Below are 412 nucleotides of genomic sequence, written 5' to 3' on the forward strand. Positions count from 1 at the left end.
TTGGAGATTACAAGTTTACATTTAATGTAATTGGAACTGATATTAAAGGTGAAGCTAGCTTAAAACTTGTTGCTGACACTCAAACAAATACACCTAGCGTAGATAATACTACAAGTGATGTGGTTGTAGGTTCAGAAAACGGAATTATTAATATTAAACCAAGTGAAGATGCAAATAAAGTTCCAAGTGTTGATAATACTACAAATGGAAATACTAGTGATTCAGAAAACGGAATTATTAATATTAAGCCAAGTGAAGAAACAGATAATACACAAAACAAATCTGCTTTAGAATTTAAAGTATTCCAAGGTGATGAAGATGGATATTTCAACAACTTAACTGAAATTCCAAATGGTGGTAGAACATTTGATACTACTCCAACATTTATAGGTAAATCAGTTGCTAATGATAC

General features: G+C 30.6%; 1 protein-coding gene. It reads left to right on the forward strand.

The features are described 5' to 3' along the window. Window positions 1–412: hypothetical protein (locus tag KJQ97_RS09575; protein WP_214120719.1), on the forward strand; the 412-nt coding region annotated here is incomplete at both ends.

The organism is Campylobacter sp. 2018MI01 (assembly GCF_018501205.1).
GTDB lineage: Bacteria > Campylobacterota > Campylobacteria > Campylobacterales > Campylobacteraceae > Campylobacter_E.